Annotated in this window: 22 protein-coding genes; 12 read left to right on the top strand and 10 right to left on the bottom strand. The window is 63.9% G+C overall.

The window, feature by feature from the left end:
• Positions 1 to 46: 46 nt before the first annotated feature.
• The gene (locus tag HWX36_RS14675) at positions 47 to 1,132 is read left to right on the top strand and encodes a tartrate dehydrogenase (protein WP_175952795.1); all 1,086 of its coding nucleotides are present in this window, start codon (positions 47 to 49) and stop codon (positions 1,130 to 1,132) included.
• Between the two features lie 506 nt (positions 1,133 to 1,638).
• Here HWX36_RS14675 and HWX36_RS14670 read toward each other — a convergent pair.
• Positions 1,639 to 2,118 (bottom strand): nuclear transport factor 2 family protein, encoded by a 480-nt coding sequence (locus tag HWX36_RS14670; protein ID WP_175952794.1) that lies wholly within the window; start codon positions 2,116 to 2,118, stop codon positions 1,639 to 1,641.
• A gap of 63 nt (positions 2,119 to 2,181) precedes the next feature.
• Positions 2,182 to 2,787 (bottom strand): TetR/AcrR family transcriptional regulator, encoded by a 606-nt coding sequence (locus tag HWX36_RS14665; RefSeq protein WP_175952793.1) that lies wholly within the window; start codon positions 2,785 to 2,787, stop codon positions 2,182 to 2,184.
• 182 nt (positions 2,788 to 2,969) lie between these two features.
• Here HWX36_RS14665 and HWX36_RS14660 point away from each other — a divergent pair, with 182 nt between their 5' ends.
• The gene (locus HWX36_RS14660; protein WP_175952792.1) at positions 2,970 to 3,608 is read left to right on the top strand and encodes a GNAT family N-acetyltransferase; all 639 of its coding nucleotides are present in this window, start codon (positions 2,970 to 2,972) and stop codon (positions 3,606 to 3,608) included.
• Positions 3,605 to 4,021 (top strand): hypothetical protein, encoded by a 417-nt coding sequence (locus tag HWX36_RS14655; protein ID WP_175952791.1) that lies wholly within the window; start codon positions 3,605 to 3,607, stop codon positions 4,019 to 4,021. The genes HWX36_RS14660 and HWX36_RS14655 overlap by 4 nt, the downstream gene beginning before the upstream one ends.
• Before the next feature lie 395 nt (positions 4,022 to 4,416).
• On the opposite strand, the gene tdh is transcribed toward HWX36_RS14655, so the two are convergent.
• Together tdh and HWX36_RS14645 are read right to left on the bottom strand one after the other, a co-directional pair.
• A complete protein-coding gene (gene tdh / locus HWX36_RS14650; protein ID WP_047902093.1) occupies positions 4,417 to 5,445 on the bottom strand; it encodes an L-threonine 3-dehydrogenase in 1,029 nt (342 codons plus the stop codon).
• A gap of 13 nt (positions 5,446 to 5,458) precedes the next feature.
• Positions 5,459 to 6,658, bottom strand: coding sequence for a glycine C-acetyltransferase (locus HWX36_RS14645; protein ID WP_175952790.1), 1,200 nt, complete (start codon positions 6,656 to 6,658; stop codon positions 5,459 to 5,461).
• Positions 6,659 to 6,819: 161 nt separating this feature from the next.
• Between HWX36_RS14645 and HWX36_RS14640 the strand changes: the two genes are divergently transcribed.
• The 3 genes from HWX36_RS14640 to HWX36_RS14630 all read left to right on the top strand — a co-directional run bounded on the left by HWX36_RS14640 (position 6,820) and on the right by HWX36_RS14630 (position 9,075).
• Positions 6,820 to 7,431 carry an XRE family transcriptional regulator gene (locus HWX36_RS14640; RefSeq protein ID WP_175952789.1) on the top strand — a complete coding sequence of 204 codons (612 nt, stop codon included), beginning with the start codon at positions 6,820 to 6,822 and terminating at the stop codon, positions 7,429 to 7,431.
• Between the two features lie 140 nt (positions 7,432 to 7,571).
• A complete protein-coding gene (locus tag HWX36_RS14635; protein WP_175952788.1) occupies positions 7,572 to 7,952 on the top strand; it encodes a DUF2471 family protein in 381 nt (126 codons plus the stop codon).
• A gap of 103 nt (positions 7,953 to 8,055) precedes the next feature.
• On the top strand, positions 8,056 to 9,075 hold the full coding sequence (locus tag HWX36_RS14630) for a tyrosine-type recombinase/integrase (protein ID WP_175952787.1): 1,020 nt from the start codon (positions 8,056 to 8,058) through the stop codon (positions 9,073 to 9,075).
• A 136-nt stretch (positions 9,076 to 9,211) separates the two neighbouring features.
• Here the strand turns inward: HWX36_RS14630 and HWX36_RS14625 are convergent, their stop codons facing one another.
• Positions 9,212 to 10,393: a DNA-binding protein gene (locus HWX36_RS14625; RefSeq protein WP_175952786.1), complete on the bottom strand. Its 1,182-nt coding sequence runs from the start codon at positions 10,391 to 10,393 to the stop codon at positions 9,212 to 9,214.
• A gap of 1,821 nt (positions 10,394 to 12,214) precedes the next feature.
• Here HWX36_RS14625 and HWX36_RS14620 point away from each other — a divergent pair.
• Positions 12,215 to 13,582 (top strand): replication initiation protein, encoded by a 1,368-nt coding sequence (locus HWX36_RS14620; RefSeq protein WP_011353619.1) that lies wholly within the window; start codon positions 12,215 to 12,217, stop codon positions 13,580 to 13,582.
• Between the two features lie 88 nt (positions 13,583 to 13,670).
• On the opposite strand, the gene HWX36_RS14615 is transcribed toward HWX36_RS14620, so the two are convergent.
• Entirely contained in the window at positions 13,671 to 14,732 is a 1,062-nt protein-coding gene (locus tag HWX36_RS14615; protein WP_175952831.1) for a ParB/RepB/Spo0J family partition protein, read from the bottom strand.
• 23 nt (positions 14,733 to 14,755) lie between these two features.
• Positions 14,756 to 15,418 (bottom strand): ParA family partition ATPase, encoded by a 663-nt coding sequence (gene parA / locus HWX36_RS14610; protein WP_175952785.1) that lies wholly within the window; start codon positions 15,416 to 15,418, stop codon positions 14,756 to 14,758.
• Positions 15,419 to 16,480: 1,062 nt separating this feature from the next.
• On the opposite strand from parA, the gene arsC reads away from it, so the two are divergent.
• Positions 16,481 to 16,837, top strand: a complete 357-nt coding sequence (gene arsC / locus HWX36_RS14605; protein ID WP_175952830.1) for an arsenate reductase (glutaredoxin) — start codon at positions 16,481 to 16,483, stop codon at positions 16,835 to 16,837.
• A gap of 461 nt (positions 16,838 to 17,298) precedes the next feature.
• Here arsC and HWX36_RS14600 read toward each other — a convergent pair whose 3' ends face one another.
• Both HWX36_RS14600 and HWX36_RS14595 read right to left on the bottom strand, forming a co-directional pair.
• Positions 17,299 to 17,520: a zf-HC2 domain-containing protein gene (locus HWX36_RS14600; RefSeq protein WP_175952784.1), complete on the bottom strand. Its 222-nt coding sequence runs from the start codon at positions 17,518 to 17,520 to the stop codon at positions 17,299 to 17,301.
• The gene (locus HWX36_RS14595; protein ID WP_175952783.1) at positions 17,498 to 18,097 is read right to left on the bottom strand and encodes an RNA polymerase factor sigma-70; all 600 of its coding nucleotides are present in this window, start codon (positions 18,095 to 18,097) and stop codon (positions 17,498 to 17,500) included. Before HWX36_RS14595 ends, HWX36_RS14600 begins: the two co-directional genes overlap by 23 nt.
• Positions 18,098 to 18,460: 363 nt before the next feature.
• On the opposite strand from HWX36_RS14595, the gene HWX36_RS14590 reads away from it, so the two are divergent.
• Positions 18,461 to 19,015: an NAD(P)H-dependent oxidoreductase gene (locus tag HWX36_RS14590; protein WP_175952782.1), complete on the top strand. Its 555-nt coding sequence runs from the start codon at positions 18,461 to 18,463 to the stop codon at positions 19,013 to 19,015.
• A gap of 46 nt (positions 19,016 to 19,061) precedes the next feature.
• Here the strand turns inward: HWX36_RS14590 and HWX36_RS14585 are convergent, their stop codons facing one another.
• The gene (locus HWX36_RS14585) at positions 19,062 to 21,320 is read right to left on the bottom strand and encodes a hybrid sensor histidine kinase/response regulator (RefSeq protein WP_175952781.1); all 2,259 of its coding nucleotides are present in this window, start codon (positions 21,318 to 21,320) and stop codon (positions 19,062 to 19,064) included.
• A 467-nt stretch (positions 21,321 to 21,787) separates the two neighbouring features.
• Here HWX36_RS14585 and HWX36_RS14580 point away from each other — a divergent pair, with 467 nt between their 5' ends.
• Genes HWX36_RS14580 through HWX36_RS14570 form a run of 3 tightly spaced genes read left to right on the top strand, consistent with a single transcriptional unit; the run spans position 21,788 to position 23,710 of the window.
• Positions 21,788 to 22,156: a response regulator gene (locus HWX36_RS14580; protein ID WP_034187557.1), complete on the top strand. Its 369-nt coding sequence runs from the start codon at positions 21,788 to 21,790 to the stop codon at positions 22,154 to 22,156.
• Positions 22,149 to 22,775, top strand: coding sequence for a chemotaxis protein CheC (locus HWX36_RS14575; RefSeq protein WP_175952780.1), 627 nt, complete (start codon positions 22,149 to 22,151; stop codon positions 22,773 to 22,775). Before HWX36_RS14580 ends, HWX36_RS14575 begins: the two co-directional genes overlap by 8 nt.
• A complete protein-coding gene (locus HWX36_RS14570) occupies positions 22,772 to 23,710 on the top strand; it encodes a diguanylate cyclase (RefSeq protein ID WP_175952779.1) in 939 nt (312 codons plus the stop codon). Before HWX36_RS14575 ends, HWX36_RS14570 begins: the two co-directional genes overlap by 4 nt.
• The last annotated feature ends 34 nt before the right edge of the window (positions 23,711 to 23,744 follow it).

Below are 23,744 nucleotides of genomic sequence, written 5' to 3'. Positions count from 1 at the left end.
GCCGCGGCCTCTCCCCGCGGCCGGCCCACCAGCCAAGGAGCTTTGCATGACCGACAAGACCTACAGAATTGCCGTGATCCCCGGCGACGGCATCGGCCGTGAAGTGATGCCCGAGGGCCTGCGCGCACTCGATGCCGTGACCGCGCGCTTCGGCATCCGCTTCGACTTCGTCCAGGTCGACTGGGCGAGCTGCGACTACTACGCGCAGCACGGCAAGATGATGCCGGACGACTGGAAGGCGCAGTTGTCGGGCATGGACGCGATCCTGTTCGGCGCGGTCGGCTGGCCGGCAACGGTGCCCGATCACATTTCGCTGTGGGGCTCGCTGCTGAAATTCCGCCGCGAATTCGACCAGTACATCAACCTGCGGCCCGCACGCCTGTTCGACGGCGTACCGTCGCCGCTCGCCGGCCGCCGCGCGGGCGACATCGACTTCATGATCGTGCGCGAGAACACCGAGGGCGAATATTCGTCGGTCGGCGGCACGATGTTCGAAGGCACCGAGCGCGAGATCGTGATGCAGCAGTCGATCTTCACGCGCCACGGCACCGAGCGCGTGCTGAAATTCGCGTTCGACCTCGCACAGCGGCGCGCGAAGCGCCTCACCGTCGCGACGAAGAGCAACGGCATCGCGATCAGCATGCCGTGGTGGGACGCGCGCACGGCCGAGATGGCCGAGCACTATCCCGACATCGCCGTCGACAAACAGCACATCGACATCCTGTGCGCGCGCTTCGTGCTGCAGCCTGACCGCTTCGACGTCGTCGTTGCGTCGAACCTGTTCGGCGACATCCTGTCGGATCTCGGGCCGGCCTGTACGGGCACGATCGGCATCGCACCCTCGGCGAACCTGAACCCAGATCGCAAATTTCCGTCGCTGTTCGAACCCGTGCACGGCTCCGCGCCCGACATCGCGGGGCAGTACATCGCGAACCCGGTCGCGATGATCTGGTCGGCGGCCTTGATGCTCGACTTCCTCGGCAACGGCGCGGGCCGCGAGCGCGAAGCGCACGATGCGATCGTCGCCGCAATCGAGGACGTGCTGCGCGCCGGGCCACATACGCGCGACCTCGGCGGCAACGCGGGGACGCAGGAAGTGGGTGAGGCGATCGCCGCGCGGATCGCGGGCTGACGATCACGCCCGGCGCGATTGCGCGCGCCGGATAGCGACCGCACGAATCCGTGACGAGTGAGCGGTCAGCGGTGAGCAACACGCGATGCGTTGGCGCACTCGTGCGAATTCCGACGCCCGGACGGTGAAGTCGAGCGGTGGGCAACGTCGCACCGCCGCGCACATGACTCGCGCTATCCGTCGTTGGCGTCGACACGATCGGTGAGTTGCACATCGCGTGCACGCACACCGATCGTCAATCCACTACCGGCCCTGTGCGATCGGTGACATGCATCACGCGGTGAAGCACACCGTTGCATGCCGATACGTGCATCGCACGATGTCGACGTGGGCGGCCCTGTCCGCCTGGCCCGATACGAAGCCGCATCGAACGGCTCGAAGCACCCAGTCCGACGCGACGTTTCACCTCGTCCCGAAAAATCTCACCTTCAGCGCACCGACTCCCGAATTTCCTCACCGTTGAATCCCGGTGATGCGTTCACCGATGCGTCGAGTCGACGCGCGCGTCACAGCCCGAGATCGGACAGCCCCGGGTGATCGTCCGGACGACGGCCGAGCGGCCAGTGAAAGAGACGATCCTGTTCGCGAATCGGCAGGTCGTTGATGCTCGCGTGACGATGCGCCATCAGGCCGTTTTCGTCGAACTCCCAGTTTTCGTTGCCGTACGAGCGGAACCAGTTGCCGGCGTCGTCGCGCCATTCGTATGCGAAGCGCACCGCGATGCGATTGCCGTCGAACGCCCACAGCTCCTTGATCAGCCGGTAGTCGAGCTCGCGCGTCCACTTGCGCTGCAGCAGCCCGACGATCTCGTCGCGGCCGGTCACGAATTCCGCACGGTTGCGCCATCGGCTTTGCGGCGTATAGGCGAGCGACACGCGCTGCGGGTCGCGCGTGTTCCACCCGTCCTCGGCGGCGCGCACCTTCTGGCGTGCCGTTTCGAGCGTGAAGGGCGGAACGGGCGGACGGACTTCGGGGGAAGCGGACATGAGTGGCTCCTGTTCAGGTTGTGGCCGTGGACAACCGCGGCCGGTTCGGATTCGCTGCTTCGACTACCGCGAAACTGTGTCGAGCAGCAGTTCGGCCGTCGCGCGCGCATCGCGCGCGGCGTTTGCATCGCCGCTGACGAGCGCCACGCCGATCGCGCCGTCGATCAGCACGAGCCACTGACGCGCAATGCGCGCGAGCCCGCGGCGCTCGATGCCCGTTTCGTCGGCATACGCATCGAACCGCTCGCGCACGAATGCCAGCAGACGCGCCTTGTGCATACGCGCGACGACGCGCACGGGATCGTCGGCGTCGGGAATCTCGCCCGACGCGTTCAGGAACGCGCAGCCGTGAAAATCGGGCTGCCGGAACCAGTCGCGCAGCACGTCGAACATGCCGAGCAACTGCGCGCGCGGCGCCTTGCCGAGCGCCAGCGTTGCATCGACGAACCAGCGCATCCAGCGCGCGTCGCGGCGTTCGAGCGCGGCGACCACCAACGCCTCTTTCGATTCGAAATGCGAATAAAAGCTCTTTCGTGCCGCGCCGGATCGCTTGACGATCGCATCGACGCCGGTTGCATGGATGCCGCCCGAGTAGATCAGCGCTTCGGCTGCATCGAGCAGCCGGTCGCGAACGCCCGGTTCGCCGGAGGAGTCGTGAGGTGTGTTCATGGGTTTACGGTAGAACGATCGTTCTCCATCGTCAACACCCGCATGAAAAAGCCCTGTCGGCGAGAGGGATGAATCGCGCGCTGGCCGCGCGCCGCGGCCCGCCGCGTTTACGACATTTTTTCTTGAAGCGGACGCGCGACGCTCACTACACTTCGGTCACCCTGTCTGGGCGAAAGGACATCATGCAGCGACCGGAATCCGCGCGCCCCGCGCGCGCCTATGCGGCTTATGCGAAGCGGCTCGACGGCCGCGTCGTCGTGCGGCGCTTCGACCCGCGCAACGATTCGTACGACACGTTGACCGCGCTGCTGCATCGCGCGTTTGCGCCGCTCGGCGCATTGGGCTTCAACTGCCCGTGCGTCGATCAGCCGGCCTCGGTGACACGCGAACACGTGCTCACCGGCGAGTGCTTCGTCGCGCTCGGCAATGCACACCTGGTCGCGACGATGACGATGCGTTCGCACGATCCGGATTCCCGCTGCGATCCGTACCGCAGCCGACACGTCGCGACACTCGGCCAACTGGCCGTCGATCCCGTCTGGCAGGATCGCGGCATCGGCCGTTCGCTGCTCGCGTTCGCACAACGGCGGGCCGCCGCGCGCGGCGCGACGCATCTCGCACTCGACGCGCCGTACGCGGCGGTCCGGCTCATCGACTTCTATCGTCGCGAAGGATTTCAACCGCTCGACGTGATGCGCTTTCCGGGACACAACTACGACAGCGCGATCCTGTGCAAATCCGTCAGCGTCGCGAACGAGCGCATCGTTGCCGGCGATACGACACAGTTCGACGTTGCGCGGCATGTGGGTGCGGCATCATGAAACAAGAAGTGCCAAAGCGCGATGGCGGCGACGATCACACCCGGCTCGACGTGCGGCAGGCACGCTTGCGCGCGGCGCGGCGGCGGCGCGGTGTCTTGAAGCTGACGATTCTCACGATCGCGGTCGCCCAGGCGCTGGCGTTCGCGTTCGAAAGCCTGCTGGTCATGGCCGGCTTCGCGCCGGATGCCGCGACGGTGTTGCTGTTCCGCTTCGTGACGTGCGCGCTCGTCAGCTTCTGGCTGCAAGCGGATGCGTTGCGCGCGTATCAATATGCGGCGCAGCACGGGTTCGTCACCGCTCCCGGCGCGCAGGGCGATCCGGCCGACATCGCGCCGCAGTGCCCGAAGCGCTGGCTCGTCGTGTTGAGTCTTCAACTCGACCCGCGAGGGTTGAATGGTGAACGGATCAAGTAGCGGTCTGCGCACCGATCGATGTCTATTGATGTCGATCGCTTCTCGCACGAGTGAGTCGCAACGAGGCGTGAAGGCTCACGGTTGATGGCGCGGTTCGGCACGGCATCGCATGGCGTGCGTCGCGGACGGTCACGCGACAAGCCAGGAAGGAAGTGGCCGGAAGAGGGGAAGCAGGTGCCGAACGGCGTGCCGGCGGAAAGCCGGGCGACTGCCGACAGGTGAAGTGAACGTGCGATTGCAGGTCACCGAGGTGCGATCGTGTCGCGTTTCGGCGCACAAACACAGCTCCCGAATAGTCTCACCTTGAGCCCGGATTCACGAGTTTCGACTCGAAGATGCAGACGTAAAACCAAAACGGGGCAGGCGGCAAACACGCCGCGCCGCCCCTTCAGCACTCAGGCTGTCCAGTCGAGAATCACCTTGCCGCTTTCACCAGACAGCATCGCGGCGAAGCCTTTCTCGTAATCGTCGGCCGCAAAGCGATGCGTGATGATCGGCGACAGGTCGAGGCCGCTCTGCAGCATCGCGACCATCTTGTACCAGGTCTCGAACATCTCGCGACCGTAGATGCCCTTGATCTCGAGCCCCTTGAAGATCACCTGGTTCCAGTCGATCGCCGTCTGCGCGGGCGGAATGCCGAGCAGCGCGACCTTGCCGCCGTGGTTCATCGCCTCGAGCATGCTCGTGAACGCGCTCGGCACGCCCGACATTTCGAGGCCGACGTCGAAGCCTTCGGTCATGTGCAGGTCAGCCATCACGTCGCGCAGCGACTCGCGCGCGACGTTGACCGCACGCGTCGCGCCCATCTTGCGCGCGAGCTCCAGCCGGTAATCGTTGATGTCGGTGATGACGACGTTGCGCGCGCCGACGTGCTTCGCGATCGCGACGGCCATGATGCCGATCGGGCCCGCACCGGTGATCAGGACATCCTCGCCGACGAGATTGAACGACAGCGCCGTGTGCGTCGCGTTGCCGAACGGATCGAAGATCGAGGCGAGATCGTCGGAGATCTCCGGCGGAATCTTGAACGCGTTGAACGCAGGAATCGCCAGATACTCGGCGAACGCGCCTTCGCGGTTCACGCCGACGCCGACCGTGTTGCGGCACAGATGGCGGCGCCCCGCGCGACAGTTGCGGCAGAAACCGCACGTGATGTGGCCTTCGCCGGACACGCGATCGCCGATCGCGAAGCCGCGCACTTCCTGCCCCATCTCGACGATCTCGCCGACATACTCGTGACCGACGTGCATCGGCACGGGAATCGTCTTCTGCGCCCAGTCGTCCCACTTCCAGATATGAATGTCGGTGCCGCAGATCGCCGTGCGGCGGATCTTGATCAGCACGTCGTTGTGACCGACTTCGGGGCGCTTCACGCGCGTGAGCGTAAGGCCGGGGCCGCGTTCGAGCTTTGCCAGTGCTTTCATGGTCGCGCCTCCGTCAGATGATGCCGAGCGACTTGCCGACGCGCACGAACGCGGCGACCGTCCGGTCGATCTGCTCGGGCGTATGCGCGGCGCTCATCTGCGTACGGATGCGCGCGCGGCCACGCGGTACGACGGGGAACGAGAAGCCGATCACGTAGACGCCTTCGTCGAGCAGCTTGTCGGCCATGTTCGTCGCGAGTTGCGCGTCGCCGAGCATCACCGGGATGATCGGATGCGCGCCCGGCACGAGCGTGAAGCCGGCTTCGGTCATCTGCTTGCGGAACCGCGCGCCGTTTTCGCGCACGCGCTCGCGCAGCTTCGCGCCTTCGTCGCTGCCGAGCAGTTCCAGCACCTTCAGCGACGCCGCGGCGATGCTCGGCGTAAGCGTGTTCGAGAACAGATATGGGCGCGAGCGCTGGCGCAGCAGTTCGATGACCTCGCGACGCGCGGCGACATAGCCGCCCGATGCGCCGCCGAGCGCCTTGCCGAGCGTGCCCGTGATGATGTCCACGCGGCCTTCGACGCCACAGTGCTCGGGCGTGCCGCGGCCGTGCGTGCCGATGAAGCCGACCGCGTGCGAATCGTCGACCATCACGATCGCGCCGTAACGATCGGCGAGATCGCAGATGCCTTTGAGGTCGGCGATGATGCCGTCCATCGAGAATACGCCGTCGGTCGCGATCAGCTTGTGGCGCGCACCCGCTGCGTCGGCTTCCTTGAGCTTCGCCTCGAGGTCGGACAGGTCGTTGTTTTTGTAGCGGAAGCGCTTCGCCTTGCAGAGGCGAACGCCGTCGATGATGCTCGCGTGGTTCAGCTCGTCGCTGATCACCGCGTCGTTCTCGTCGAGCAGCGTCTCGAACAGGCCGCCGTTCGCGTCGAAGCAGCTCGAATAGAGGATGCTGTCCTCGGTGCCGAGAAACGCGGCCAGCGCGCTTTCCAGTTGCTTGTGGACAGTTTGCGTGCCGCAGATGAAGCGCACCGATGCCATGCCGAAGCCGTCCTGGTCGAGGCCGGCCTTCGCCGCGTCGATCAGGCGCGAATCGTTCGCCAGACCCAGATAGTTGTTCGCGCAGAAATTGAGCACGCCGGCGCCACCGGCGAGCCGCACGTCCGCCGCCTGGGGACTCGCGATCTCGCGCTCGGTCTTGTAAAAACCGTCCGCGCGGATCTGGTCCAGCGTCCCGCGCACTTGGGCGAGAAAGGCATCACGCATCGCAAAGCTCCTGACAGGGTTTCGCATTCCGCGACGCACCACTCGTGGCGGCGGCGCAACGGCCTGCTACTGTTATAGTCGGTCGTTCGGTTGACCGCATTTATCCGATATTCCGAACTAGAATTCGAAATACCGAACAACTCTAAGCGAACGGAATCCAAATGGCAAGTTCCTCCGGTTCGCGGCGCACGACTGCCAGCGCCGCACCGCCACCGCCGGCCGCCACGCCGCCGCGCGTCGGCGAGCAGATCCAGCGGCTGCGCAACGAACGCAAACTGACGCTAGACGACCTGTCGCGCGCGGCCGGCGTATCGAAATCGATGCTCTCCGAGATCGAACGCGACAAGGCCAACCCGACGATCGCCGTTGCGTGGCGGCTGACGAACGCGCTCGGCATCACGCTCGACGAGCTGTTCTCGCAGCCGAAGGCGCCCGAAACCATTCGCGTAGACGGCCCGCACGACATCCCGACGCTTGCCGGCCATGACGGCCGCTACCAGTTGCGCGTGTGGGGCCCGATCGACCTCGCCGGCAAGTTCGAGTGGTACGAGCTGACGCTGCCGGGCGGCGGCGCATTGATATCGAACGCACACGAGCCCGGCACGCGCGAACACCTGACCGTGCTGCAGGGCGCGATGGAAATCGAAGCCGCCGCAGCCAGCCGGCGCCTGAAGGTGGGCGACACCGCGCGCTATCCAGCCGATGAGCCGCACGCAATCCGCAATCCCGGCAAGGCCGAAGCGCGGGCACTGCTGATCGTGATACATCGCTGACGGCGCGTATAGCTGGCCGAAGGGCCAATTGCAGGCCAGTTGCGGAAAACACTGTATGTTTGTACAGTATACGGACATTCCGCCATGCATGGGCTGGAGCCGGCGCACCGAGGCGCCCGCCCGGTCGACAGGAGCCTGCAATGACAGAAGAACAAAATTTGGCCGCGCTCAGCTTCAAGGCTGCCGCGCACGACCTCGAGCAGATCGTCCGGCATATCGCCGGGCGCTACATCCACCAGCGCGTCCCGCTGACGTGGCGCCTGCTGCACGCCATCGAGGCCGAGGCACTCGCCGATCTCGGCTTTGCCAGCCGGCACGAGGCCGGCATGCGTCAATTGTTCGAACGGCCGTCGGACATGACGTTTCCCGAAACGGACGATCCGATCGACTTCGGGCGCTCGAATGCGCTGCCCGCCGTTTTTTCGTTCGCGGTTCTCGCATATGAAGCCGCGTCAACGGCGTCGAACGGCACGGCGCCGCACGAGCGCGCTCACCGTCCGTCCAAGGCATGGGGCGACTGACTCCCCGCCCGGGCCGCCGCGTTAAGGCGGCCTCACCCAGCCTCTTGCTGCCCGAGACGTTGCGGAAAGGGCTACCATATACGCAACTAACGGAGTAAGTCACATGTCTCTTCCCGTCTCGCCCGACACCCTCGCACGCCCGGAAGAAACAGATCTGTTCGACCGTGGCGCATCCGACTGGATCATCTCGCCGGAAGCCGCATTCGATGCATGGCTCGCCATGCAGGACTATCGCCGCTCGTCGGCCGACGTCTATCGCGCGCAATGGGGCGCGTTCCTCACGTGGATGCGCGCACACCAGAAGAATCTGGCAACGGTCGATACCGCAACCATCGCGAATTTCGTCGCAGAGCTGCCGATCCGGAAAACCCAGCGGATGCGCTACTTGCGGTTGATCGAGCGCGTGCTCGATCACATCCGGCGCACCGAATATGCGTCGACCAACCCGGCCCGGTTCATTGCTCAGGATGGCGAAGCGAACTGGCGCAAGGCGCGCGACAACGAACCGACCGGTTTCCTCACGCCTGCCGAGCGCGCGACGTTGCTCGCGTACCTGTTTTCACCGATCGGCGTATCCGGTTCCGCTTACTGGAAAGAGCGGCGCGACCGTGCGCTCGTCGCCGCGTTTCTCGGTGCCGGCATTAAAACCGGCGAAGCTCGAGCGCTCACGATTAGTTGCATCAATTCGAGTGGAACATCGCTGCAGATCGCGTCGACGCATCCGGATTTCGCTCGCGAAGCCCACCTCGCATCGTTCGCGATCGCCCTGCTGGAAGCCTGGCTCACCGAGCGCAAGCGCCAGGACATTCCGGGGGAACTGGTGTTTCCGGCCTCCCATGCCGGGCGGCCGATGCACAAGGCGACGATGCTGCGCGCGATCGACGCGATCGTCGAATCTGCCGGGCTCACGTCGTCGCGCACCGCGCGCGCGAGCCCGCAAACGCTGCGCAATACCTATGCGGCTGAACTGTTCGAGCACGACGTGCCGCCCGAACGAGTCGGCAAATGGCTGGGCTTCATGCGGCCGATCTCGTCGAACCGCCTGCATCGCGCATGGAAAACCTGGCGCGGCGGTTTGGCCAACAGCAATGGTGACGCGTCCGACAGCGACGAAACTCACTGATCGCCAAACGGCTGCTCACGCGAAGCGACCCGTGAGCAGCCTTGTGTGGCACAGCCTCACCGTTTCACTGCTCCCGAAAAACCTCACCTCAGGTTCTCAGGATCGTCTCACCTGTGCGGCGCAGCCGATCCTGACGTCACGTGCGCGTAAAGCGCGCGACGGCTTCGAATCGGGACGGCCATGCCCCCGAGGCGTGCTCGCACTCGGGACAGGCCACTTCGAAACCTTCTTCGCTGTGTGACAGCTCCGGCTCGCCGTCGCAATGCGGACATTGGGCCGGCACCGAAATCTCCTGATCCAGCGAGGTGCCGATCGCGGCAAACGCCTCCGCATCCAGTTGCCCGGCATCGGCCAGGCGGCGGATCAGCGCGGCGATTTCCGGATTCATGCCGCGGCTCGCGCGCAACGAACTCACATCGCGTGTCGCACGTTCCAGTTCATCGGCCTGGCTGCGCAACTGTTCTTCGAGCCGATCGGCACGCGCCTTGGCCGAACTCAGTTGCTGCAGGAAGTCGAACTCCTTGCGCTGAACGTCGCGCAAACCGCTCTGATAAGACGACGCCATGCTGCGTAACGAATCCAGCTCGACCAGCATCGGCTTGACGCGGCGTTCGGCTTCGGCCACGGCGTCCTTGATTTGTTGCGCATAGTGTTCGGTGCGCTGCTGCAGTTCGGCCTGCAGCGCATCGATGCGATCACGCAGCGTCGCGTTCTGCGCCTGCTCGGCTTCGATGCGCCCGGCGGCTGCAGCCAGTTCCTTTTCCAGTCGCGCGACTGTGGTGAGCAACGTCGCTTCGCTGGCCGAACCGTGCGTCGTTTGCGACGCGAGCTGGACCTCGAGTTCGGTTACGCGAGCCTGCAACTGCTCGTTTTTCGCTTCACCCCGTGCGAGCGCGCCTTCGAGCGTCTCCTGGCGGACGATTGCGTCGCGCAACCGCTGTTCGGCGTCGGCAATGCCGGCCCGAACCTGCTCGCGATCGCCATCCAGGCTGTCCCGCGCAGCTTTCAACGCTTCTTCATAGAGTGCGCCGAGCAACGCCCCCGCCTTTTCCTCGACAGCTTTCGGGATTGCGGCACCGTCGAGCCTGATCTTCGAGGCGGAACGGATGCGCTCCCAGAAATGGTCGATGTCTTTCGGAATATCGCTGGCGCTGCCGGTCTGGGTGAGATCGCGGACGTTGGCAGCCGACGGCCTGATGCCGAGATCGAAAAACAATCGCTTGCACGCGTGCAGGGACAATTCCTGTCGCCGTGCACCATTCGTACGCAGCGATTCCAGTTCGTCCCGAATGGCTTGGCGTATTTCGTCCAGGGTCATCGCTGTGCTCACAGAGATTGAAATGTGGCAATCATAACGAAATACGTATCTATTGATACTTGTTTCCGCGTGACGTTGCGAATTTACGTCGCTGTGCACAGAAATCAGGTCTGTGAGCCAATCTGGACGACTGTGGCTCAATTTTCCGTGAAACAAAGCGAAGAAAATCAGCCAAGTCCTTGTGTTGCAAGCATTTTCCTGCAGGCTCCGAATTTTGGCATTTGTTTCACATGAACGCGGATCCGATGACCAGGCGGTGTTCAGGGGTTGGGGTGTCTGTGGAAAACTCGTCAGCCGATGTCTTGAGAGTATTAGAAGTAAACACCCTTGAACCCTTAGTTAAAAACGTTAACGCCACGGCACAGCCTTATGCTGCAAGGCTTTCCGGCCGACAAGGTGAAGTTTTACGGGAGTCAAGGTGATCTTCTGCGGGAGCTGACGTGATTGGGTTCAGGGAGCTGCGTGAGCCGTTGCGGGAAAGGTCGTGAGCGGATTCGGGATCACAGTGAAACACGAGATTTCCCAAAGGTGAGGCTTTTCGGGGCCTCACAGCCACGGAACCCTCGCGGTGCCTGACTGCACAGTTTTCTGCCTGTGCAGACATAGGTGAGAATTTGCAGGACCTTCTTCGCGCCCCGATTCTGCCCATCTTTTAGGCAGTTTTCGTGAAAGGTGAGGTTTCACGGGACTCCACGGGAGTTTGGTGTGAGGATTTCCGGGAAACGAACGCCATTTTGCACAGCAAAAGCGTTCGTGGGGGCCTGTGAAGCCCTAAAGGTGAGGCTTTTCGGGAGGGAAATCCGGGTTTTCCTGGCCGGATCCCGTTAAGGTGAGATTTTTCGGGGACCGGATCACAGGCTGTGATTCCGGCTTCGGGTGAGCCTTTTCGGGAACGGCGTTTGCCCGAAAAATGGTCACAGGTGAGGCTTTTCGGGACCCATGTACGGTTGAATTCGCCGAAAAGCCCGCCAGGACTGGAAGAAATCTCGTTTTCGCTGTGCCCCTTTTTGGTACAGGTGAGATTTTTCGGGGGCTGCCATGCGGTTGTCGTATGAAGGATTTCCGGCGAAAGGTGAGGCTTTTCGGGGGACGTCGGGGGCGCACAGCCTAATGCCTTCTGTGCATAAGTATCGGAAGGCATTGGGATTTTTGATACCGAGGCAGTTACGGTGAGGTTTTTCGGGAGCCTCTCGCATGCCGGTGGGAGCACAGCGTTTTTTCCGTAAGGTGAGCGTTTTCGGGAGGCTTGGGTAGCGGATCCCCCGCGTGTCGGGCATTCGTCGATATCCGGACGAATGAACACACTGTGCTCAAGGTGAGTATTTTCGGGACCCGATACGGTTTGTGCACTGTACAATGCGCGCCCGGGCCGTCAAAGCAGGCCCGATCGGGTTGCGCGGGCCGGTTTCGCGGGTGTCTTTCGGGACGCCGGGCCCGATCCCGATCTCCCGGTGAGTCACGCCTGTACATGCATACAGGCCGATGAGGGCCCTCGGGTAAGCGCGGCGACCTGGGATCGCAACCCTGTGCCGAACGCACAGCCGCGCAGTCGTAAAATTACGACAAATCGACAGGTGAGCCGATACGGGAGCCCATTTCGCACGTGTCGTGCACAGGTGAAATTCTGTGAATCGGCGCATCCCACAGCACGTCTGGACGAGTCCGGAACGCCGCAAATCCGCAGCGGTGAGGGTTTTCGGGAGCATCTGGGGTGAGTGCCGTTTTGCACGTGCGCTTCACCCGCTATGGTGAGCATGTCGTTCTGGACGCACTTCACCGCAGGCGCTATCCTTCCGGAAAACTTCTCCTCCGACCCGACGTATGGCCACGACGAAGCGCGCCAAGAAAACCGATGTGGATGTGGTGAGTGCCAGTTCAGCCGAATTGCGGAAGGCCGTCGAGGCGATCGCGATTCAGCCGAAGAGCGGCAAGATCACGCTCCTCACTCGCAAGCTGTTCAATGTCCTGCTGGCCGTGGCGCAGCAGGCCGACGACTCGGGCGATACGTATCGCGCACTGCTGTCGGACATCGTCGCCAACTCCGCCTTCGATTCGAACGACACCGCGCTGGTGAAGGAACACCTGCGCCGCATGGTGTCGGTGCAGGTCGAATGGAGCACGGGGACGTCGAGCCAGAAGCCGGGCCGCAAGTGGGGGATCTCGACGCTGATCGCGGACGCGGAAATTCTCGAGGATCCGGCAACCCGCCGCGTGTGGGTCGAATTCTCGTTCGCGCCGAAGATCAAGAAGAAACTGCTCGACCCGGTTCAGTATGCGCGCCTGAGCCTGCAGTTCCAGAGCCAGCTGCGTAGCAGCGCCGGCCTCGCGCTGTACGAGATCTGCGTGCGCTACCTGACGAACCCGAGCCACCTGACGATGCGCGAGCCGTGGGAGTGGTGGCGGCCGATCCTGTCGGGCACGCCCGATACGGAAGCCGGCGACGAGGCAAAGCGCGAGTACAAGTACTTCAAGCGCGACTATCTGCGCCCCGCGATTGCGGAAGTCAACGCGGTTACCAACATCTTCGTCGAGCTGATCGAGCACCGTGAAGGGCGCCGGGTCGCGGAAATCCAGTTTCGTGTGACCGAACGCAAGCAGCCGATGCTCGCGCTCGACGAACACCCGAACGTGTTCGACAGCACGCTGGTCGACCGGATGGTGAAGCTCGGGATCCCGCTGAAGGAAGCGCAGACGCTCTATGCGGATAGCGAGGAGAACCGCATTCGTGCCGCGCTGCAGATGACCGAGCAGCGGATGCGCAGCACGACGCTGCCGCCGGTGCGCAGCGCGCCGGCGTTGTTCAAGGATGCGCTGAAGAAGGGTTATGCGCCGCCGGTCGAGTCGGTCGACGCGCTGCCTGCCGGCACGCCGTCCCCGAAGATTGCAGCGGCCCAGCCGGACGATCTGAAGGCACGCCTGCTGAGCGAGTTCGCGGCGTTCCGCCGCAAGGAAGCAAAGGTGCTGTACGAAGAGCAGGGCGACGCCGAGCGCGAAGTGGCGCGCGAGTCGTTCGAATCGGAGGCGCTGCCAACGATGGGCACGCATCTGCGCGATGACTGGCGCAAGCGCGGCCTCGATTCCAAGCTGGCCGAGACGGCCTTTTTCGACTGGCTGGCCCAGAGGACCTGGGGCGAGCCGACGGACGGCGATCTGCTGTCGTTCACGCTGAACCAGTCGCGGGCCGCCTGAGGCCCGCTCAGGCCCGCTGACGGGCCGCCGTCAGCCCCGCCTTCAGTTGGCGGGCCCGGGTCCTCACCGGCCCTGCCGGCCGATTCCATCATTCCGACAACAGCATCCGCTCGAGCTGCTCGAGGATCGCGTCACGCTTGTCCTTGGGGAGACCGCGCAGGCGCAATTCGATGCGATCTTCGCCATACGATTTCAGGTCGCCGACCGACTTGCCGCCGAGCTTGATCTCGTGACGCTGCGCATAGCGCTGACGGCCTGCAGCCTTCGGCGTTTCCTGCGCCGCAACGCGTCCCTTGACGATGTCCGACACCTGGCGTGTGCTGAGATCGTCCGACACGATCTTGTTGATCAACCGCAGCGTGGCCTCGGTGCCGCGCGCATTGTGATAGCGGCCGACCTGATACGCCATGTTCGAACCGAAGCGATCGGGGCGCGCGACCATTTCCTGCATGATCGCTTCCGGCAGCTTGCCGATCGACAGCGCGACGGCCACCGTCGATTCATCGAGGCCGAGGTGCTCGGAGAGCTCCTTCTGGCTCTGGAAATGTTTGTCGTCGAGGAAGCGGCGCCACACGACGGCGTTGTCGAACACCGTTTGCGAATCGCGCTGGACGTTGAGATCGTAGCCGAGCTTGTAGCTCTGGATGCCGATCGGCACGTCGATCACGATTGCCTTGACCGATTCCTTGTTTGCTTCCTTCAGTGCCCGCACGCGGCGGCCGCCGTCGCTGACGAAATACGTGCCCGGGTTCTCGTAGTCCGGAATCACGTGGATCGCCTGCTGCTGCCCTTGCTTCGCGAGGTTGACCGCGAGTTCGGCAATCGATGATTTCAGATAGAAGTGCCGCGGATTGAACGGACTATGCTTGATTGCCTTCAGCGGCAGTTCGATCACCTGCCCCGGCGCATAGCGGTTCTCGAGACGCCACGCGCGATATTGTGCCGATTCGTCGATCGAAGGATCGAGCGTGAGTTCGGGAGCGGGCGGCGGCGTGGTGTCTTTTTTCGCGGATCGGGTCGGTGCCGGAGTGGGCGTCTCGGACTTGACGATGCCGTCGATCGCATTGAGTCGATCGAGCGCCGTGCGTTTCTCGCTCGTCGTGATATCCGGGCGCGCTTGGAATCCTTTGGCAAATTGGGAGGGTTTCATGTGACTCCTTTGTGCGCATAAAGTCAGGGCAGCATGGCGACGATTTCGTCGGCGCATGCGCGAATTTCTGAAGCGGCCAGCTTGCCGCCACGATCGTTCATCTGCAGCACGGTCTGACCGAGCGCCATCGCCTGTTTGTACGCCTCCCGGGTCGGGATCTGCGTCTTCAGCAACGGGAAGCCGAGTTCCTCGAGCGCGCGCTTGAGCTCGCGGGTCAGCATGCGTTTCTCTTCGGTCTTGTTCAGCAGGAAGACGGCGCGGAGGTCTTCGTTCATGACCTGCGCCTGCTGGATCAGTTTGACCAGCCCGACGCTCGACCAGTAATCGGCCGGCGACGACGACGTCGGAATCACGGCAATCGATGCGGCTAGCAGGACCACGCCCGATACCTTCTCGGTGATCGACGGCGGGCAGTCTACGACGATGATGTCGTAGTCGTTGATGAACTTCTTGATCTCGCGATGGATCTGGCCATCGGCTTCGGCCAGGTTGACGACCGGAAACGGAATGCCGGTGTCGCTGTCGCCAGATGCGCTTGACCAGTGAACCAGTGTGTTTTGACGGTCTGCGTCGATGACGAGGACGCGCTTCCCTTTTTCATGGAACGCGGCACCGAGGTGCATGGCAATCGTGCTTTTGCCGACGCCACCTTTTTGTTGAGTGACTGCAATGATTTCCGCGGCCAATTTTCACTCCTATTTTGGTCGTTGGAATTCTACAGGACGATATTTGAATTTCAATGAAATTGTCGTTCTGCAACGACGCATTAGCCATTCGGGCTATCGGTTTATGCGCATAAACGAAGCGACGATGGCTTGTGGCTCGATTGGATGGCGTGGCGGATGCCTGAGACGTTGATGAGTGACCGCGGTGGTGGAGTCATCACGCATGACGTAGCGAGTTGCCGCAGGATCCCGGGGCACTGCCCTTTCGCTCGGATGGGGCGGTCTTGCCTGAGAGCCCGAGAGTTTGTGCGCATAAACTCAGCGGAAACCGTGGCGCTAGATTGTGCCCCGCGAGGGGCGGTGCTTCTGAGCGTGGGTTGTGAATGGTACGCCTGGCCGGGTACGCAGCGTCGAGGTATATCACTGAGCCAGCGGACGTGGACACACCACGCTATCCGGACGCGACGTTTATGCGCATAAACCGCGAGCGATAGACGGCGATTGACGAAGGATCACATCCCGACCGCGCCGGAATCCAATGCGCGATGATCTCCTTGCGAGGCAGCATACAGACGGCACATTCAAACCAAGCAGGCGTCAAACCAAGCAGGCGTCAAACCGAGCAGGCGTCAAACCGAGCAGGCGTCAAACCGAGCAGGCGTCAAACCGAGCAGGCGTCAAACCGAGCAGGCGTCAAACCGACGCGCCGCAATGTCAGTACTGACCACGCGGTGGATCGCGAGGTACCTCGCCCGGCAATCGCCCGCTTTATGCGCATAAACACCAGCCTGCGACGCTACTGGCTACGCCCTTTGCAGATTGCCTCTCTTCGTATTGATCAGGCGTGCGAGACCTTTATTCATCCTCCCGCGATAGAGTCCCGCTCGCCTTTATGCGCATAAACCCACCAATTCATTGAAGCGCATCCCGAGCAGCACTCCCCTCTCGCGGGCAGTCGTGCGGCTTCATCCACCTGCTGCTACGAAGCAGCGAATCCGCACCCGAGATCCCGCGTCCACCGCCCCACCAAGCCCCCGATGCAGACTAGCTACAATACAGGGCTCTACCCTCCAGGCCTGAATGATGATCACGATCTACCACAACCCCCGATGCTCGAAGTCGCGCGAGACGCTTGCGTTGGTCGAGTCGCTGAATACCACCGCTGCGCCGCTGAATGTCATCGAGTATCTGAAGACGCCGCCGACGGTCGAGGAACTGGAAGCGCTGCATCGGCAGCTTGGCCGTCCGGTTCGCGACATGCTGCGCGACGGTGAGGAGCCGTACAAGGAGCTGAATCTTGCTCGCGCCGATCTGACCGATGCGGAAGCCTATGTGGCAATTGCCGCTCATCCGATTCTGCTGCAGCGGCCCATCGTCGTTTACCTCGGCAAGGCCGCCATCGGCCGGCCGCCCGAATCGGTGCAGGTACTGTTCGAATAATTCTTGCCCGCCGTATTTTTCTGATTGCGTCAGCCCAGCGCAAGCACCGGCACAAACGCCGGCAATCGAAGCCGGCAATCGAAGCCGGCAATCGAAGCCGGGCAGCACGCCCCCACCCGCCATCGCCCGGACGATCGCGATCACGCGATCCGGCCTAGGGCCTGTTCACGCGAATAACGGGCTTGCGCTGGCCCCCGGAAGGGCCGTGCGCAAGGATCGCGACGGAGCGAATACTCGACGTATTCGCGAGGCGCATGACGTGGCGATCGGCCCTTCTGGGGGCCAGCCCCACGAATGATTTTTTCCAGACAGGGGAAGGCGCGTTGCCGGCCGCATTGCGGCGTCGCGCGTCGCTTGTTTGGCTCGGCCAAACGGCGCTTCTTGCTTCTTGCACGCGCCCGAAGGAAGTCCCCTTGGGGGACAGCCGGCAAGGCTCGTTCGCAAGCCCATATGAACAGGCCCTAGCCTTTCCCGGACGACCCACCGTCATCATCCGGGGCAGGCTCCTGCCCCGCCGCCGCTTTCGCGGCCGTCCGCAGCAGCGTGATCTGGCCGCGATAGGCCCTGCAGCCACTGCAGGTCGGCAGGTGTATGCGCACCTGCAGGCGTTCATGCAGGGTCAGATGCCGATCAAGAGCATCCGACAGCAGTCGCGTCACGTCAGTACATTTCCCCGGCAGCATCTTCGGTCGTCAGTCCTTGTTCGCTCAGGCAGGTTCGCAGGCGCGTGCGCGCCCGATACAGCAGCACGCTGCAATGATTTGTCGTCAGCGTCAATTCGCTGCAGATGTCCGTTATTTCCACGTCGAGGAATTCGCGCATCATGAACACGCGCCCGATCTGCTCCGGCAGGTGATCGAGGCAGGCCTGGAACAGCGTCCAGAACTGCTGCTGCTGCAACAGCGTTTCGGGGCGCGGCCACGGTCGCGGCTTCGCATGTGCGGCCCAGTGCCCGTTTTCCTTGAACAGTTCGCGATCGAGCACCGATTCGCCGTCGAGTTCGGCATCGAGCGCGGACAGGTTGACCGTCCGCTGCCGCGCGCGCAGCACGTCGATCAGCTTGTTGCGCAGGATCCCGAACACCCAGGTCTTGTGTGCCGACAGTCCGGCGAAATCGCCCGCATGCGACCACGCGGCGGCGAGCGCTTCCTGCACGGCGTCTTCGGCCGCGTCGGCATCGCGGAGCTGGAGTCGCGCGAAGCGCAGCAGGTCGCGCCGCAGTTGCGCGAGATAGGCGGGATCGTCGTAAGCAGCCGGCATGTCTGGGTTGCGGTGTCTCGAGGCAAGCGCACTTGCCCAAGCGGGCGCGTCGCGGTGCGAGCAGCTTACTGGGCGCGGTGCCGGCCTGCAATGCATGTTCCGTCACGAATTCACGAAAGCGGCCGGCGCGCTGCGCTATGCTTGCCGAACCTTGTGTCGCGTGTCGGCGACGGCACGCGGCGGGCAATCTGTAACGTCGGAACATCACGGCCGAGTTATCCACAATTTCTGTGGAAAACCTTGTGGAAAGTCGGCCGGACGGCCCCGTGGGGCGGTTCGCGGGCTGGCTTGCCTATAAACAGACCTTTGTCGCTCGTTCGGAAGCAATCGATCCGATTCCTCACTCAACGGAAGGAGAATGCCATGTCCTACCGCATCGCTGTGGTCGTCGGCAGCCTGCGTCGCGCGTCGTGGAACCGTGCGCTCGCACACGCCGTGATCTCGCTCGCCCCCGCCGATTTCTCGTTCGAGTTCGTCGAGATCGGCGAACTGCCTCTGTATAGCCAGGACTACGACGCGGATTTCCCGGAAGTCGCGAAGCGCTTCAAGCAGTCGATCGAGGCCGCCGACGCGCTGTTGTTCGTCACGCCCGAGTACAACCGCTCGATTCCGGGCGTGCTGAAGAATGCGCTGGACTGGGGCTCTCGCCCGTGGGGTTCCAACTCGTGGTCGGGCAAGCCGGGCGCGGTGCTCGGCACGTCGCCGGGTGCGACGGGCACCGCGCTCGCGCAACAGCACCTGCGCAACGTGCTCGCGTATCTCGACGTGAAGACGCTCGGGCAGCCCGAGATGTTCATCAAGCACGATCCGGCGCGCATCGACGACCAGGGCCAGATCGTCAGCGAAGACACCCGCAAGTTCCTGCAAGGTTTCGTCGATCTCTACACGGGCTGGGTGCGCCTGCTGAAGTCGGCCTGAGCGGCCCACCCGTTCACGCCGGCGGCGCCGGCCCGCACGCAGCGGGTCACGTGCCGGCGTGCCGCGCGTGTCGTGCATCGCGCGCTTCGCGGATGCCCAGCAGGATCTCGTCGAGCAGCGCGATGTCGAACGGCTTCGACAGCACGCGGACGTTGACGGTGCGCGTGCGGTCGAGTTCCTCCGCGTAACCCGTGACGAGTATCACGGGCAGTTTCTCCGGCCGCTGCTCGACTGCTTCGGCGAGGTCGATGCCGTTCAGGCGGCCCGGCATGTGGATATCCGAAATCACGAGGTCGAACGCGTCGTTCGCGGCTGCGCCTTCGATCAGGCGCAACGCGTCGTCGGCGGTGGGCGCGTAGGTCACGCGATGCCCGAGCAGCGACAGCAGCGCTTCGGTGCCGGCCGCGACTTCGCTGTTGTCCTCGACGAGCAGCACGTGCAGGCCGGCGAGCGCGCCTGCCCCCGCGTCGTGCACGATCGCCGGTGGCCGCGCGACGACATCCTCGGCGCGCGCGCGTGGCAGGTAGAGGCGCACCGACGTGCCGGCGCCGACCGCGCTGTCGATCGTCGCGAGGCCGCCCGAGCGTTCGCAGAACGCGAACACCTGCGGCAGCCCGAGCCCCGTCCCCATCCCCTGCGCCTTCGTCGTGAACAGCGGTTCGAACGCGCGCGCGAGCACATCGGGCGCCATGCCCGAACCCGTATCGTCGAACGAGATCTGCACGAAATCCCCGGTCAGCGGAAAGCCGTCCTCGCGACGCAGCGTCACGTTGCGCGCGCCGACCGTGAAGCGGCCGCCGGTCGCCATCGCGTCGCGCGCGTTGACCGCGAGGTTGATCACCGCGAGCTCGAGCTCCGCGACGTCGACGCGGATCGGCCACACACCGGGCTCGATCGCGACGACCAGCGCCGATTTCGAACCGAGCGATGTCTTCAGTAATTCGTGGCACGTGCCGAGCCATTGCCCGACGTCGATCGTCTCGTTGTGCAGCGGCTGCTTGCGCGCGACACCGAGGAGCTGGCGCGTGAGCGACTGCCCGTTCTTCAGCGCGCGTTCGATCGCGCCGAGCTCCTTGTCGAGGTGCTGGATCCCTCGCCGCCGCACGATCTGCACGTTGCTCGAGATGATCATCAGCAGGTTGTTGAAGTCGTGCGCGACGCTGCCGACGAGGTTGCCGAGCGCCTGCATCTTGCGCGACTGCCGGTACGCCGATTCGATCGAGCGCCGCATCGACGCTTCGGCCTGCCAGCGATCCCACGCTTCCTCTTCCGCCTTCAGCCGCTTGAGCGACAGCCAGATCACGGACCACAGCGCGACCGACGGTGCGAACATCGAGATGAACAGCACGCTCAGGTGTTCGTACCATTCATGCCAGATCGCCGACGTGCGGTACGCGCACGTCACGTAGACGGGATAGCTGCCGACCTGGCGATACGCGACGATCTCGCTGCTCGCGCCGTCGTGACGCACGCGCACGACACCGGCGCGCGGATCGTTGCGCGCGTCGCCGAACGTGACGGCGCGATCGGTGTGCGCGAGCGCCGGCGGCGGCGGATACGACGCGATCACCGCGCCGTCCGAGCGCGCGAGCGCCATCGTCATCGGCGTGCTCGCACCGCCGAGCAGGTCGCGGTAGAACGCGTTGAAATACGACGACTTCAGCGCGATCGACACCATCCCGGCGAACGAACCGTCGCTATGGCGACGCGCGACGCCCGTGTTGAACACGGGAATGTTCTCGAGCTTGAGCGGCCCCATCATCAGCCGCGAGATGTGTTCGATGACCTTGCCGTCGCGGATGCCGGCGAAGTCGTCGCGGTTCGCGATCGACGCATAGGGCGCCGGATAGTAGAGGCTGTTCGCGAGCAGCATCCCGCTCGCGCCGAAGATCGACACGGCGGCCACCTGCGGATAGCCGCCGCCGATCGTGTTCAGCGCTTCGTGGATGTCGGACTCCCGGTTGCGCACGGTCGCGTCGTCCATGTCCTGCACGAGATCGACGATGCGCGCATCGAGCGTCTCGCTCAGGTCGAACACCTTGAGCGCATGCTCCTCGGCCACCCGCACCGTGCGCATCGTCACGTCGCTCGCGGCGGCCTCGCGCGTCTTCAGGTCGTTGTACGCCATCACCACGACGTAGATGCACGGCAGCACGATCGCCGCGACGAGCAGCACGATCAGCGTCACGCGGCGCACCGCGAAATCGTGCTCGGGCGCACCGGACGCATAGTTGCCGTCGTCCTGCCAGTCGTCGGCGGGTGGGGAGGCGGGAGCGTGGGAGTCGGCGGGCCGGTCGGACGTCATCGAAAAGGCGGGTGAGGCAGAGGTGCCTGCCATCATAAACGAGTTGCGACGGGCCGCCGCACGGCCCTGAACGCCAGCAATCCTGTCGATTCCGACAGAAGAAATTGTCAGATTGAAAACGCGACGAATCCGGCAGCGCAAACGTACACAAGGAAAAATTTTGCGTTCTTATCTCGAAAATGGTCGCGTCTGTTTTCGGAATGGCGCAGGTTCGGACCAATTCTGTTCGAAATGGTGAAAATGGCGAGTTGCATCGCCTCCGTTTTACTCAGAGAATCGCGCCTTGCTTTCCCAATGACAGATATATGCGCCCGCCGGCGTTCGCCGCGCGGTGCGTCGCGCGCATCCGCGTCGCGGCGCCCGCGCGTGGCTGCGGCGGTTGCCCGCACCCGAACGCATGGCGCCTAAAGAAGTGCGCCGCGCGGTCGTTAACGCGAGAGAAACCATTCCGTATACCGCTTCGTTCCATGCCTTTGCCGATTGTAATTGCCGACGATTCGCTGCTCGCTCGCAAACTTCTGACAAAGGCGCTGCCGGGAGACTGGGACGTCGAAGTCGCGTATGCCGCGAATGGTCGAGAGGCCTTGGCGCTCTATCGTGACGGCAAAGCTTCCGTGATGTTTCTGGACCTGACGATGCCCGACATGAGCGGATATCAGGTTCTTGAGACACTGCGCCACGAAGATCTGAACACGTTCGTGATCGTGGTATCCGCCGATATCCAGCCGCAGGCGCAAGCACGCGTGCGCGAATTGGGCGCGATCGCATTCGTAGCCAAACCCGTGACGTCGGAGGCATTGCTGCCCATTCTCAAGGAGTATGGGTTGTATGCCTGACTCGGTGTTCACGGCGGAGCAACGCGACGCGTTGCAGGAGATCGCCAACCTCGCAATGGGCCGCGCCGCCGCACGGCTCGCGTTGTTGCTCGGGCATTTCATCGAGCTGTCGGTGCCGCGCGTGCGGGTCGTGAAAGCGACCGACGCGAGTGACGCGCTGCGCGAGATGACGGGCATTCACGACAACGTGACCGCCGTGCGCCAGGGCTTCCGTTCCGACATCAAGGGCGAAGCGATCGTGCTGTGCCGCACCGCGAGCATCGCGCGGCTCATGTCGGTCGTCGACCGCACGTTCGGCGACGGCGTGTACGGCGGGATGGCGACACCCGACGAAGTCGTGTTCGACGTCGCGAACGTGCTGATGGGCGCGTGCGTCGCGTCGATCCTCGACGAGCTCGGCCGCAAGCCCGTATTTTTTCCGCCGGGGCTGCTCGGCGCGAACGTGTCGTTCGACGACGTATTCCAGCCGACCGAGCTGGCATGGAGCGTGGCATTGCTGCTGGAAGTGAACTTCGGGCTCGAGGACCACGCGTTCCGGGCTCACTTCGTGATGCTGATGGCCGAGGATTCGATCCGGCTGATGGGTGACGCGCTCGACGCGTTGCTGTCCGCGCTATGACGGCCGCCACCCCGTCGCTGAGCGACCTCGTGATCGAGCGGGTGGGCTTCGGCCTGTTCGTGCTCGACCGCGCGATGACCGTGCTGATGTGGAATCGCTTCATGCAGGACCACAGTGGCATCCCGGCCGCCGACGTGATCGGCCGCAACCTGTTCGACTGCTTTCCCGACCTGCCGCGCGCATGGCTGTCGCGCAAGCTCGAGAGCGTGTTCCAGCTCGGCAGCTTTGCGTTCAGCTCGTGGGAGCAGCGGCCCTATCTGTTCCGCTTCGAGCACGATCGGCCGATCACGGGCGGCGTCGACTACATGCAGCAGGACTGCACGTTCATGCCGCTCACGCGCGGCCGCGAGGTCGAGGCCGTGTGCGTGACGATCTCGGACGTCACGCATGTGAGCGTGATGCAGCGCGAGCGCGAAGAAGCGGTCGCGAAGCTGCGCGAGCACGCGAATCGCGACGGCCTGACCGGCATCGCGAACCGGCGCTTCTTCGAGGCGCGGCTCGGTGAAGAATTCGCGCGCTGGCAGCGCTACGGCGGCGACATGTCGGTGCTGCTGTTCGACCTCGACCACTTCAAGACGATCAACGACCGTTTCGGGCATGCGGTCGGCGATGCCGTGCTGCGCGAGACCGCGCGTCGCGTTGCGTCGATCGTGCGCGCGCAGGACACGTTCGGCCGCTTCGGCGGCGAGGAATTCGCGCTGCTGCTGCCGTGCACGAATCTCGACGAGGCGATGCGGGTGGCCGACAAGGTGCGCGATGCGATCGGCAGCGCGCCGGTCGATGCCGAGGGGGTCAGCGTGCCGGTGACGGCGAGCGTCGGCGGCGCGTATGCGAAGACGGGGGCGCCGACCTGCGACGTGCTCGTCAACGAGGCCGATGCCGCGCTCTATCGCGCGAAGCGGCTCGGGCGCGACCGGTCGGTCGCATACGCATAGGCGACGCATCCGCCCCGCCGCGCGCGGAGCGGAT

Origin of the sequence: Burkholderia sp. BCC0405, from assembly GCF_902833075.1 — a bacterium.
In the GTDB taxonomy this organism is placed as follows: domain Bacteria; phylum Pseudomonadota; class Gammaproteobacteria; order Burkholderiales; family Burkholderiaceae; genus Burkholderia.
The sequence above is the reverse complement of the archived record's forward strand: the minus strand, read 5'-3'. Positions and strand labels throughout refer to the sequence as shown.

What these genes read in the sequence shown, in the direction of transcription:
- HWX36_RS14620 (WP_011353619.1), top strand. Translation starts at nt 12,215, where the DNA reads ATGGCCACGACGAAGCGCGCCAAGAAAACCGATGTGGATGTGGTGAGT.
- HWX36_RS14625 (WP_175952786.1), bottom strand. Translation starts at nt 10,393, where the DNA reads ATGACCCTGGACGAAATACGCCAAGCCATTCGGGACGAACTGGAATCG.
- HWX36_RS14675 (WP_175952795.1), top strand. Translation starts at nt 47, where the DNA reads ATGACCGACAAGACCTACAGAATTGCCGTGATCCCCGGCGACGGCATC.
- HWX36_RS14665 (WP_175952793.1), bottom strand. Translation starts at nt 2,787, where the DNA reads ATGAACACACCTCACGACTCCTCCGGCGAACCGGGCGTTCGCGACCGG.
- HWX36_RS14645 (WP_175952790.1), bottom strand. Translation starts at nt 6,658, where the DNA reads ATGCGTGATGCCTTTCTCGCCCAAGTGCGCGGGACGCTGGACCAGATC.
- HWX36_RS14585 (WP_175952781.1), bottom strand. Translation starts at nt 21,320, where the DNA reads ATGACGTCCGACCGGCCCGCCGACTCCCACGCTCCCGCCTCCCCACCC.
- HWX36_RS14670 (WP_175952794.1), bottom strand. Translation starts at nt 2,118, where the DNA reads ATGTCCGCTTCCCCCGAAGTCCGTCCGCCCGTTCCGCCCTTCACGCTC.
- HWX36_RS14655 (WP_175952791.1), top strand. Translation starts at nt 3,605, where the DNA reads ATGAAACAAGAAGTGCCAAAGCGCGATGGCGGCGACGATCACACCCGG.
- HWX36_RS14580 (WP_034187557.1), top strand. Translation starts at nt 21,788, where the DNA reads ATGCCTTTGCCGATTGTAATTGCCGACGATTCGCTGCTCGCTCGCAAA.
- HWX36_RS14595 (WP_175952783.1), bottom strand. Translation starts at nt 18,097, where the DNA reads ATGCCGGCTGCTTACGACGATCCCGCCTATCTCGCGCAACTGCGGCGC.
- HWX36_RS14570 (WP_175952779.1), top strand. Translation starts at nt 22,772, where the DNA reads ATGACGGCCGCCACCCCGTCGCTGAGCGACCTCGTGATCGAGCGGGTG.
- tdh (WP_047902093.1), bottom strand. Translation starts at nt 5,445, where the DNA reads ATGAAAGCACTGGCAAAGCTCGAACGCGGCCCCGGCCTTACGCTCACG.
- HWX36_RS14640 (WP_175952789.1), top strand. Translation starts at nt 6,820, where the DNA reads ATGGCAAGTTCCTCCGGTTCGCGGCGCACGACTGCCAGCGCCGCACCG.
- HWX36_RS14630 (WP_175952787.1), top strand. Translation starts at nt 8,056, where the DNA reads ATGTCTCTTCCCGTCTCGCCCGACACCCTCGCACGCCCGGAAGAAACA.
- HWX36_RS14615 (WP_175952831.1), bottom strand. Translation starts at nt 14,732, where the DNA reads ATGAAACCCTCCCAATTTGCCAAAGGATTCCAAGCGCGCCCGGATATC.
- HWX36_RS14635 (WP_175952788.1), top strand. Translation starts at nt 7,572, where the DNA reads ATGACAGAAGAACAAAATTTGGCCGCGCTCAGCTTCAAGGCTGCCGCG.
- arsC (WP_175952830.1), top strand. Translation starts at nt 16,481, where the DNA reads ATGATCACGATCTACCACAACCCCCGATGCTCGAAGTCGCGCGAGACG.
- HWX36_RS14600 (WP_175952784.1), bottom strand. Translation starts at nt 17,520, where the DNA reads ATGCTGCCGGGGAAATGTACTGACGTGACGCGACTGCTGTCGGATGCT.
- HWX36_RS14590 (WP_175952782.1), top strand. Translation starts at nt 18,461, where the DNA reads ATGTCCTACCGCATCGCTGTGGTCGTCGGCAGCCTGCGTCGCGCGTCG.
- HWX36_RS14575 (WP_175952780.1), top strand. Translation starts at nt 22,149, where the DNA reads ATGCCTGACTCGGTGTTCACGGCGGAGCAACGCGACGCGTTGCAGGAG.
- HWX36_RS14660 (WP_175952792.1), top strand. Translation starts at nt 2,970, where the DNA reads ATGCAGCGACCGGAATCCGCGCGCCCCGCGCGCGCCTATGCGGCTTAT.